The organism is uncultured Cellulomonas sp., assembly GCF_963527515.1.
Classification (GTDB): domain Bacteria; phylum Actinomycetota; class Actinomycetes; order Actinomycetales; family Cellulomonadaceae; genus Cellulomonas.
In genome coordinates this window covers 1-10,837 of record NZ_CAURTV010000114.1, presented here as the reverse complement: position 1 = coordinate 10,837, position 10,837 = coordinate 1, and the positions used below count along the sequence as shown (strand labels likewise).

The window sequence follows — 10,837 nt, the reverse complement described above, 5'->3', positions numbered from 1 at the left end:
CCTCCACGACCGCCGCACGCACGGCGTCCCGGTCCCCGCCGCGGGCCAGCGCGCCGGCCAGCAGGGCGTCGACCGCGCTGCGGTCGTCCGCGAGCCACCGCCCGAACGCCGACCCGCGGTCGACGCCGTCGCTCACGCGCCGCTCCACCGCAGCCACGAGAGGTACGCCGAGTACCGCTGGTGGGCGTACTTGAGCGCGAGGGCGTCCTCGAACAGGCTGCCGTGCAGCTTGGTGGCGTCCTCCCACCCGGACAGCACGCCCTCGATCTGCGCCAGCCGGCGGCGCACCTCGCTCTCCGTCAACCCGTCCAGGCCGACCGCGAGCTCGGCCAGGATGCGGCCCACGGGGTCGTCGGTGTCGAGCCCCTCGGCGTCGTACTGCCGGCACGCGGTGTCGAACAGGTCGCGGATCCAGGACACGCGGTCGGTGCGCAGCGACTCGCGCTCCGGGTCGTCGAACGCGGGCGACTGCAGGTCCGGCTGCAGCTTGTCGTGCAGGACGAACGGGAGCACCGCGCGCAGGTCGTCGAGCGTGACCTCGGCGTTCCCCCGGAAGTACGCCATCGCCTTGGCGTACGCGACGAGCGACTGCAGCGCCCGGACCGACAGGCCGTTGAGCGTCTGCGCCCCGATGTCCGCGCGCTGGTCGCGGCCCGTGTCCAGCGCCGCCAGCAGGTGGGGGTCCTGCCCGGCGAGCCGCGCGGTGTCCTTGGTGCGGTACTCCAGCTGTCGGGCCGCGCGCTCCAGCAGCTCCAGCTGCGCCGCGAAGTACTCGAGGCGGCGGCGGACCGGCACGGGGATCGGGACGGCGACCACCTCACGGTGCAGGCGCTCGTGCTCGTCCGCGTCGAAGACGATCGCCGGCGGGACGTTCTCCTCCGGGCGCACCCCCCGCTCGGCGCGGTCCACGAGGTCCCCGACGAACCGCGAGTTGAACGAGAGGGCCTTCACGACGACGTCGATCCGGTCGCGCAGGGCATCGACCACCTGGAACGTGCCGCCGCCCGCGTCGTCGTTGGCGGTCAGGTACCAGGCCGCGGCGCCCGTCTCGTAGACCTGGTCGAACACCTCCACGTACCCGTCTGCCAGGACGGTGAGCAGGGCGGACTGCGTCCGGGTGGGGATGCGGTTGTACTCGTCGACGATCTTGACGCGCAGCCCGAGCCACGAGCGCCACGCCACCTCGATGTCCGCGAGGCTCTCCGCGGCGACCAGGTCCCGCGGCAGCGGCGTGCCGAACATGTCCTGGACGGTCAGCTGCGGGTGGCCGTGCTGCATCGCGCGGCGGACCTCGCGGACCGGATAGCCCGCCAGGACGCCCATCAGGATCGCGCTCGCCGTCTTGCCGCGCCCCGGGCCGCCGACGAGCAGGCAGCGCCCGCGCACCGCGAACGTCAGCAGCGGGAGCAGGACGAACGACGAGTACGACTGGTCGGTCGGCAGCTCCACCACCGCCTTGGAGTCGCCCAGGCGGAAGTGCGTGCGGGGACGTGTCACGTCCTGGAACTCGACGTCGTAGTGCGGGCTGATGATCGCGTGGTTGACCATCCAGAAGTACGCCTGCCGGAGCTTCTCGTCGAGGGGCGCCGGACCGGCCGGTGCGGCGAGCGAGCCGTCGGCGTCGGCGAAGAGCTGCTCGACGTCCAGGTCCAGCCGGTCCGCACGGGGACTGCGGGCACCCGCACGCGTCGGGGCCGCGGACACCTGGCCGAGGTCGTGCTGCGCATCGGTCACGCGACGGAGTCTCTCAGGTCGCCCACGTCCACCAGGTCGCCGTTGCGCTCCTCGAGGGGGTCCGCGAGCTCGCGTGGGCTCGTCAGGAGCGGCTCGACCAGCGCGAGGGCCCGCTCCAGCCGCTCCGGACGGCTCCCCCGCAGCTCTACCCACGGTGCCGGCTGCGCCGCCAGGACCTCCCGGAACCGGTCCTGCATCGCGTGCCGCAGGTGCTCGCCGTCCCGCAGCCCGTCCTGCACGAAGGGGATCTCGTCGCCCGTGAGCAGGTACAGGTCCGGCACGCGCTCGGCGGCGAGCCCGACGACGCTCGGCGACGGGTGCCCGACGTAGCGCTCGTGCCACACGGTGGTGGCCAGCACGTCGGTGTCGCACACGAGCAGCGGCACCGGGGTGGCCGCCGCGGCGTCGTCCTCGCGCCGGGCCTGCTCGCGGGCCACCAGGTCGAACTCCGCCGTGTGCCAGGGCGCGGTGAACCCGCCGGGCCGCACGCGCGACCACTCGCGGCCGAACTCGGCGACCGCCGGCAGGCCGAAGTGCGCGGTGAGGTCCTCGGCCAGCGTCGTCGTCCCGGTCGACTCGGCGCCGAGCACCACGACGCGGCGCACGAACCAGGCGCGGACCGTGGCGGGCAGCGCCCACCAGAACCGGCCGGGGTCGGCCCGCACGGCGCTGCCGGACACCGGCGTGCCACGACGGCCCGGGTCCACCTGCACCCACGTCGCGCCCAGCCGGCGCGCAAGCTCCGCGCCGTACCCGTCCGAGGTGAGCACCACGTCCACGGGGGCGTCGAGCAGGCCGCGGATCACGGACAGGTGCGCGTCCCACGCGTGCTCGCTCGCGTAGTCGACCGGGGCGTCGTCCCTCCCCGCCACGACGTGCGCGCCCGGCAGCTCCGCGCGCAGCCACGACGCACGCAGCTCGGGGGTCAGGCTCTCCCGCGACGAGCCGAGCACCTGGACCGTCACCCGGTCGCAGCGGGCCAGCGCGGCCCGCACGAGCGCGAGGTGGCCCGCGTGCGGCGGGTAGAACTTGCCGATGACCAGCCCGTGGCTCACCGGACCGCCACCGGCTCGGGCACCACGGGCCGCACGGTCGTCACCCGACGCCAGCGCCGTGCACCCTGGACGCACAGGCCGATGAACAGCGCGTAGAGCACGGCCGTCAGGTACAGCCCCTGGCTCGCGTACAGGCCCACCAGCAGGACGTCCGTGACGATCCACACCGCCCAGCTGCCCAGCCACTTGCGGCCCATCATCAGCTGGGCCACCAGGCCGAGCGCCGTGGTGAGCGAGTCCCAGAACGGCGCGGCGGACGCGTCGCGCAGCAGGACGGTGAGCGCGGCGGTCAGCAGGACGACGACGGCTGCACCGATCGGCCAGACCAGCCGCGGGGTCCGCCGCACGGCGAGGACCCCCGCATCCTGTCCGCCCCGCAGCCACCAGTACCAGCCGAGCGCGTTCAGGACGAGGTACACCACCTGGAGCCCCGCGTTGGCGTACAGACCCGTCGACGCGAACAGGGCCAGGAACAGTCCGGTGTTGACGATGCCCACGGGGAAGTTCCACACGCTCTCCCGAGCGGCCAGCCAGACGCACACGGCGCCGGTGACGAACCCGAGGATCTCGACCCAGCCCACGGTCAGGTGCCCGGCAGGGTGTCGGTGCTCGTCATGGCGGCCAGCGTAGGTGGCGGACGGCGGACGAGCCGCCCGCGCCCACGAGGCATCATCGGACGCGTGACCTCTCCCCTCGTCCTCCTCGACCTCGACGGCACGCTCACCGACTCGGCCCCGGGCATCACCGCCGCGATCGCCACGACGTACCGGACCCTCGGCCTGCCGGTGCCGTCGCCGGCCGAGCTCCGATCGTTCGTCGGGCCGCCGATCACGCAGAGCTTCCCGGCGCACGGCGTGCCGCTGGACCGGGTGACCGAGGCCGTGCGCGCCTACCGGGCGGTGTTCGTCGACGGGATGATCCGCGACAACCGCGTGTACGACGGCATCCCGGAGGCGCTCGTCGAGCTGCGCGCCGCCGGGCTGCGGCTCGTGGTGGCGACCTCCAAGCCCGAGGTGTACGCCCACCCGATCTGCGACGCGTTCGGGCTGACCGGCCTCGTCGACGGGATCTTCGGCGCGCCCCTGGACGAGTCGACGTCGACCAAGGCGGACGTCATCGCCGCCGCCCTGGCGGCCAACCCCGGCGCGAGCCCGCTCGTCATGGTCGGCGACCGGGAGCACGACGTGCACGGTGCGACCGAGAACGGCATCCGGACGATCGGCGTCACGTGGGGCTACGCCGCACCGGGCGAGCTGCTCGCCGCCGGTGCCGCCGAGCTCGTGGACACCCCGTCGGAGCTCACCACCGCGGTGCTGCGCAGACTGGTCGTCGCCACCGCTTGACCTTGACGCTGCGTCAACTCCTACCGTGGACGACATGGAGGCATCGATCCAGGAGGTGGCCCGCCTGACGGGCACCACCAGCCGCACCCTGCGGCACTACGACGCGATCGGGCTGCTCGAGCCCAGCCGCGTCGGCGACAACGGGTACCGCTGGTACGACGACCGGGCACTGGTCCGGCTGCAGCGGATCCTGCTGCTGCGCGGGCTCGGGCTCGGGCTGCCGGACATCAGGCGGGTGCTCGACCGCGAGCAGGACGAGACCACCGCGCTGCGCCACCACCTCGGGTGGCTGCGCAGCGAGCAGCGCCGGCTGGAGCGGCAGGCCGCCTCGGTCGAACGGACGATCAGCGCACGACAGGACGGAGGGCCACTCATGGCCGAGGACATGTTCGACGGGTTCGACCACACCGAGCACAAGGAGGAGGTCGAGCGCCGCTGGGGCGCCGATGCGTACGCGACGTCCGACGCCTGGTGGCGCGGGATGAGCGACGAGGAGCGGGCCGCGTGGAAGGCGACGACCGCACGGCTCGCCACCGAGTGGGCCGCCGCCGCGGACGCCGGCACCGACCCGGTGTCGGACGAGGCGCAGGACCTGGCGCGCCGGCACGTCGCGTGGCTGGGCGCCATCCCCGGCACGCCCGGGCACGGGTCGACGCCCGTGAAGGACTACGTCGTCGGCCTGGCCGAGATGTACGTGGCCGACCCGCGGTTCGCGGCGAGCTACGGCGGTGAGCAGCAGGCGACGTTCGTGCGCGACGCGCTGCACGAGTACGCGGCCCGGCACCTGTAGGCCCAGACAGGCCCAGACGGGCAGGCCGGCGACGTCAGGGAGTCGTGGGTCCGGCGGGTGACCGCGCGAGCGAGCGCTGCCAGTCGGCGTGCAGCTCGGCGAACCCGCCGCCCGCCGCCACGAGCTCCGCGGGCGAGCCGTCCTCCACGATCCGACCACCGTCGATCACCAGCACCCGGTCGGACCCCATCACCGTGGAGAGCCGGTGGGCGATCACCACCGACGTGCGGTCGGCGAGGAGGGTCTGCAGTCCGAGCTGCACCAGCGCCTCCCCCGGCACGTCGAGCGAGCTGGTCGCCTCGTCGAGGATGAGCAGCGCCGGGTCGGCCAGGAACGCGCGGGCGAACGAGACCAGCTGGCGCTGGCCCGCCGAGAGGCGCACCCCCCGCTTGTCCACCTCCGTGGCGTACCCGTCCGGCATCGCGGCGATGAGGTCGTGCACCCCGACCGCCCGGGCCGCGGCCTCGATCTCCTCGGCGGTCGCCTCCGGCTTGCCGAGAGCGATGTTCGCACCGACCGAGCCGGAGAACAGGTAGGCCTCCTGCGTCACCATGACGACCGCCCGGCGCAGGTCGCCCGGGTCGATCTCGCGCAGGTCCAGCCCGTCCAGGCGGACCGACCCCGCCCGCACGTCGTAGAACCGCGCCAGCAGCTTGGCGATGGTCGACTTGCCCGCCCCGGTCCGGCCCACGAGCGCGATCGACTGCCCGGCCGGCACGTGCAGGTCGACGTGCGGCAGCACGGTGGGACCGGTGCCGTAGCCGAACTCGACGTCCTCGAACCGCACGTCGCCGCGCGCGTGGGCGAGCCGCGCCGGCTGCGCCGGGTCGGGCACGGTCGGCTCCTCGGCGAGCAGCGACGCGACCTTCTCGAGCGCCGCCGTCGCCGACTGGAACGAGTTGTAGAACATGCCGATCTGCGCGAGCGGGTTGAAGAACCGCCGCGCGTAGAGGACTGCCGCGACGAGCACCCCGACCTCGAGCGCACCGTCCAGCGCGCGCAGGCCTCCGACCAGGAGCACGGAGGCCACGGTGACGTTGCCGATGAGCACGAGCCCGGTGTCGAAGACGCCGTTGAGCCGGATGGACCGCGCGTTGGTCTCCCGGTAGTCCTCCGCCAGCTCGCCGTAGACGCCGCTGACCTGCGGCTCGCGCCGGAACGCCTGCACCGCGCGGATGCCGGTCATGGTCTCCACGAACCGCACGATGAGCCGGGCGGCCGCCGTCCGCTGCTTGCGGTACTGCGCCTGGGAGCGCACCTGGAACCAACGGGTGAGCACGACGCCGGGCACCACGGCGACGAGCAGGACCAGCCCGCTGCGCCAGTCGAGCAGGACGAGCGAGGTCGCCGTGAAGAGCATGGCCAGCACCCCGGACGCGAGCGTCGTGACCCCGCCGTCGAGCAGCTCCCGCAGCGCGTCGACGTCGGAGGTCTGCCGCGAGATGATCCGGCCCGACGTGTACGACTCGTGGAACTCCAGGCTGAGCCGTTGGGTGTGCCGGAACACCCGGCGCCGCAGGTCCAGGAGCATGGTCTGGCTGACCCGGGCCGACGCGCGGACCGTGGCGGCGGTGAGCAGCCCGCCGAGCAGGGCGGCGGCGAGGTAGGCGGCCGTCGCCAGCGTGAGGGGGCGCGCGTCACCGGCGGTGAGGGCCGGCAGCGCCTGGTCGATGCCGTAGGCCACGAGCGCGGGACCGGCGACGGCGGACAGCTGCGCGCCCACCACGAGGGCCGCAGTCCCCCACGCGGGTCCGGCGACCGGCCGCAGCAGCGAGCGCAGCAGACCGAGGGAGCGCCGTCGGATCCGTCGCGACTCCTCGCGTTCCCAGGTCGGGGCGCTCACGGCCGCACCTGCGCCAGCTCGTCGGCACCGGTCTGGTCCAGCGCGGACAGCGCCGTGAGCACGTACCGGTAGTGCGGGTGGGTCGACAGCAGGTCCGCGTGCCGCCCCACTCCCGTGATCCGCCCGTTCTCGAGCACCGCCACCCGGTCGGCCAGCGCGACGGTCGACGGGCGGTGCGCGACCACCAGCGTGGTGGTCCCCGTGAGCATCTGGCGCAGCCGGGCCGTCACCGCGGTCTCGGTGGTCACGTCGAGCGCCGAGAGCGGGTCGTCGAGCAGGAGCACCCGCGGGCGGACCGCGATCGCGCGGGCGAGGGCGACGCGCTGCCGCTGGCCGCCCGACAGGCTCAGCCCCTCCTCACCGATCACGGTGTCGAGCCCGTCGGGCAGGTCGTACGCGAACTGGGCCTGGGCCACCTCGAGGGCGTCGCGCACCAGCTCGTCCGCGGCCGGTCCCGTCAGGTCGGTGCCGAGCAGGACGTTCTCGCGCACGGATGCCGAGAACAGGATCGGGTCCTCGAACGCGACCGCCACGGCCGAGCGCAGGTCCGCCCGCGTGAGGTCCCGGACGTCCACGCCGTCGATCCGCACGCTGCCCGCCGTGACGTCGTAGAGCCGCGGGACCAGCTGGAGCAGGGTCGTCTTGCCGCTGCCGGTCAGCCCGACCAGCGCCATGGTCTCCCCGGGCTCGAGCACCAGGTCGATGCCCGCCAGGATGTCCGCACCGCCGCGGGCGTGGGCGAAGTGCACGCCGGAGAGCTCGACGCGCGACCCGGCGGGGCCGGCGACCGGCAGCGGGACGGGTGCGCGCGGGTCCTGGACGGTCGACGCCGTGTCCATCACCTGCAGGTAGCGGTCGGTCGCGGCCTTGGCGTCCAGCGTCATGGCGAGCAGCATGCCGAGGCGCTCCACGGGGTTGTTCACCACCGCCGCGGTGGCGAAGAACGCCACCAGGGCGCCGACGCTGAGCTCCCCGCGGGAGGTGAGGACGACGCCGATGCCGAGCGAGACCGCGAGGATCGCCTCGGGGAGGGCACCGAGCGCGAAGGAGACGCGGGAGAGCGTCCTGGCCTTGTGCACCTCGGTGGTGCGCAGGTCGTCCGCCTGCCGCACGAAGCTGTCGAGCGCGTCCTCGCCGCGGCCGAACGCCTTGAGCACCCGGATCCCGTGCACCGACTCCTCGACGGTCGTGGCCAGGTCCCCCGCCTGGTCCCGGGCCTGCCGCGCGACCACCTTGTAGTCCTCGCGGAAGCGGAAGCCGAGCCAGATCATGGGCACCGCACCCACCAGGTACACGAGCCCGAGCACCCAGCTCGTGGCCAGCATGAGCCCGATCCCGACGACCACCGTCGTGGCGCTGACCAGCAGCATCACCAGGCCGAAGACGGTCCAGCGCCGGATGGTGCCGAGGTCGGACATGATCCGGGACAGCAGCTGGCCGCCCGGCCACCGGTCGTGGAACTCCACCGGCAGGTCAAGCAGGTGCCGGAACAGGTCGGTGCGCATGTCCCGCTCGACGGTGGTGCCCGGGGCGAGGATCAGCGCCCGTCGGCACCAGACGAGGAACGCCTCCAGCAGGCCGAGACCGAGCACGACGAGCGCACCCAGGACCACCCCGCGGCGGGAGCCCTCGGTGAGCAGCGGGCCGTTCACGATCACGCGCAGCACCTGGGGCACCGCCAGCGCGAGGAGGCTCGCACCGAGCGACGTCAGTCCGCCGAGCGCGATGCGTGGGAGCGCCGGGCGAGCCCACCGTCGCAGGCGCAGCAGGACGCGAGTCGTGGACTGGGGGGGGCACGCCCCCACACTACGGACGGCCACCCACAGGTGCCCGGCCGATCTACCCGCCGGTGCGCGCGACCCTGTTGTTGCTGGCCTGGGCGCGCGGGCGGACCACGAGGAGGTCGACGTTCACGTGCGCGGGGCGGCTCAGCGACCACGCGATGGCGTCGGCGATGTCGTCCGCCACCAGCGGCTCGTAGCCCGCGTAGACCGCCGCGGCGCGCTCGCTGTCGCCGTCGAAGCGGACCATCGAGAACTCCTCGGTGGCCACCGCGCCCGGCGCGATATCGATGATCCGGATCGGCTCGCCGAGGATCTCCCAGCGCAGGGTCGTCGCCAGCATCCGCTCGGCGTGCTTGGCCCCGACGTACCCCGCGCCCCCCTCATAGGTGCCGTGCGCGGCCGTCGAGGTCACCACGACGATGTCGCCGCCCTCGCCCTCGCGCAGCTGCGGGAGCAGGGCCTGCGTGACCCGCAGCGTGCCGAGGACGTTGAGCTCGTACATCTGCCGCCAGTGGTCCAGGTCGGCCGACTCGACCGGGTCGAGCCCGAACGCGCCGCCCGCGTTGTTCACGAGCACGTCGAGCGGACCGCCCTCGGCCACCTCGGCCGCGAGGCGCGCCACGTCGGCGGCGTCGGTGACGTCCGCGACGATCGCGTCCGCACCCGTCTCCTGCGCGAGAGCGGCCAGGCGGTCGGCGCGGCGGGCGGTCGCGACGACGTCCCAGCCCTCGGCGCGCAGACGGCGGACGGTCGCGGCACCGATCCCGGAGGACGCCCCGGTGACGAGGGCGCGGCGGGATCGGGGCGTGGCAGTGCTCATGCAAGGGCTCCAGGGTGGTGTCGGACGGGCAGGAGGCTAGACGACCTCGGCGAGCACCTCGGTCAGCAGGGCGAGCCCGGTGGCGGCCTCGTCGGGGGTGACGACGCAGGGCGGGACGACGTGCACGCGGTTGTCCGCGAGGAACGGGAGCAGCCCGCGCTCCAGGGCGCCGGCCTTGATGCGGCCCATGAGCGCGGGGTCGACGGGCTCGCGGGTCCCCTGGTCCTTGACCAGCTCGACGGCCCAGAACACCCCGAGCCCGCGCACCTCACCGACCAGCGGGTTCGTCGCCGCCAGCTCGGCCAGACCCGGGCCGAGCACGTCCCGGCCGATCGCGTCCGCGTTCTCGACGATCCCCTCGTCGGCCATCGCGTCGAGGGCGGCGACGATCGACCCCATCGCGAGCGGGTGGCCCGAGTAGGTGAGCCCGCCGGGGAACACCTGGTCGTCGAACGTCTTCGCGATCGGGTCGCTGAGGATCACGCCGCCCGCGGGCACGTACCCGGAGTTGACGCCCTTGGCGAAGGTGATGAGGTCGGGCACCACGTCGAAGGAGTCGAACGCGAACCACCGACCGGTGCGGCCGAACCCGGCCATGACCTCGTCGAGGACGAGCAGGATCCCGTACCGGTCCGCGAGCGCGCGCACCCCGGCCAGATACCCCGGCGGCGGGACGAGGACGCCGGCGGTGCCCGGGATGGTCTCCAGCAGGATCGCGGCGACCGAGCCCGGTCCCTCCGCCTGGACGACCCGCTCCAGGTGGTGCAGCGCCCGCTCGCTCTCCTGCTCGGGCGTGGTCGCCCAGAACTCCGAGCGGTACAGGTACGGGCCGAAGTGGTGCACGTGCCCGCGGGCGTACTCGTTGGGCACCCGCCGCCAGTCCCCGGTCGCCACGACGGCCGCGCCGGTGTTGCCGTGGTACGAGCGGTACGCGGACACCACCTTGTCGCGGCCGGTGTGCAGCCGGGCCATGCGGATCGCGTTCTCGTTGGCGTCGGCCCCGCCGTTGGTGAAGAACACGGACGAGAAGCCGGCCGGCGCGTGGCTCAGGATCTTCTCGGCGGCGCGCCCGCGCGTGAGGTTGGCGGTCGCCGGCGCCACCGTGGTGAGCGTCGCGGCCTGCTCCTGGATGGCCGCGACCACCTTGGGGTGCTGGTGCCCGATGTTGGTGTTGACGAGCTGGCTGGAGAAGTCCAGGTACCTGCGGCCCGCGTGGTCCCACACGGTCGACCCCAGCCCGCCCGCGATGACCAGAGGGCTCAGATGGGCCTGCGCCGACCACGAGTGGAAGACGTGGGCGCGGTCGAGACGCAGCGCGGTGGCGTCGTCGTCGGTGGTCATGGTGCCTCTCCTCGGTGGTGCGGGCCGCGGGGGGGGCCGCGGGGCCCCCCCCCCCCCCGCCCGACCCCAGCCCCCCCCGCGCCGACGAGGCGGGCGGCCGGGGCAAACCCCCCGGCCCCCCCGGCGC

The 10,837-nt window shown here is 74.0% G+C and carries 9 protein-coding genes; 2 read left to right on the top strand and 7 right to left on the bottom strand.

From position 1 onward, the window contains the following. Window positions 1–132 precede the first annotated feature (132 nt). The 3 genes from RYN42_RS17730 to pnuC are packed head-to-tail and all read right to left on the bottom strand — an operon-like array spanning window position 133 to window position 3,370. The gene (locus RYN42_RS17730; protein WP_315098157.1) at window positions 133–1,734 is read right to left on the bottom strand and encodes an ATPase; all 1,602 of its coding nucleotides are present in this window, start codon (window positions 1,732–1,734) and stop codon (window positions 133–135) included. Beyond that, window positions 1,731–2,789, bottom strand: a complete 1,059-nt coding sequence (locus tag RYN42_RS17725; protein WP_315098156.1) for an AAA family ATPase — start codon at window positions 2,787–2,789, stop codon at window positions 1,731–1,733. The genes RYN42_RS17730 and RYN42_RS17725 overlap by 4 nt, the downstream gene beginning before the upstream one ends. Continuing rightward, window positions 2,786–3,370 (bottom strand): nicotinamide riboside transporter PnuC, encoded by a 585-nt coding sequence (pnuC, locus tag RYN42_RS17720; protein WP_315098154.1) that lies wholly within the window; start codon window positions 3,368–3,370, stop codon window positions 2,786–2,788. The genes RYN42_RS17725 and pnuC overlap by 4 nt, the downstream gene beginning before the upstream one ends. Before the next feature lie 99 nt (window positions 3,371–3,469). Here pnuC and RYN42_RS17715 point away from each other — a divergent pair, with 99 nt between their 5' ends. Further along, entirely contained in the window at window positions 3,470–4,132 is a 663-nt protein-coding gene (locus RYN42_RS17715) for an HAD hydrolase-like protein (protein ID WP_315098152.1), read from the top strand. A 34-nt stretch (window positions 4,133–4,166) separates the two neighbouring features. After that, the gene (locus RYN42_RS17710) at window positions 4,167–4,922 is read left to right on the top strand and encodes a MerR family transcriptional regulator (RefSeq protein WP_315098150.1); all 756 of its coding nucleotides are present in this window, start codon (window positions 4,167–4,169) and stop codon (window positions 4,920–4,922) included. Between the two features lie 34 nt (window positions 4,923–4,956). On the opposite strand, the gene RYN42_RS17705 is transcribed toward RYN42_RS17710, so the two are convergent. The 4 genes from RYN42_RS17705 to RYN42_RS17690 form a co-directional block, all read right to left on the bottom strand. Next, window positions 4,957–6,765 carry an ABC transporter ATP-binding protein gene (locus RYN42_RS17705; RefSeq protein WP_315098148.1) on the bottom strand — a complete coding sequence of 603 codons (1,809 nt, stop codon included), beginning with the start codon at window positions 6,763–6,765 and terminating at the stop codon, window positions 4,957–4,959. Continuing rightward, complete coding sequence (locus RYN42_RS17700; RefSeq protein WP_315098159.1) at window positions 6,762–8,534, bottom strand: ABC transporter ATP-binding protein; 1,773 nt, start codon at window positions 8,532–8,534, stop codon at window positions 6,762–6,764. Before RYN42_RS17700 ends, RYN42_RS17705 begins: the two co-directional genes overlap by 4 nt. A gap of 70 nt (window positions 8,535–8,604) precedes the next feature. After that, on the bottom strand, window positions 8,605–9,369 hold the full coding sequence (locus RYN42_RS17695; RefSeq protein ID WP_315098146.1) for an SDR family oxidoreductase: 765 nt from the start codon (window positions 9,367–9,369) through the stop codon (window positions 8,605–8,607). 36 nt (window positions 9,370–9,405) lie between these two features. Then, window positions 9,406–10,710, bottom strand: coding sequence for an aspartate aminotransferase family protein (locus RYN42_RS17690; protein WP_315098144.1), 1,305 nt, complete (start codon window positions 10,708–10,710; stop codon window positions 9,406–9,408). Window positions 10,711–10,837: the final 127 nt, after the last annotated feature.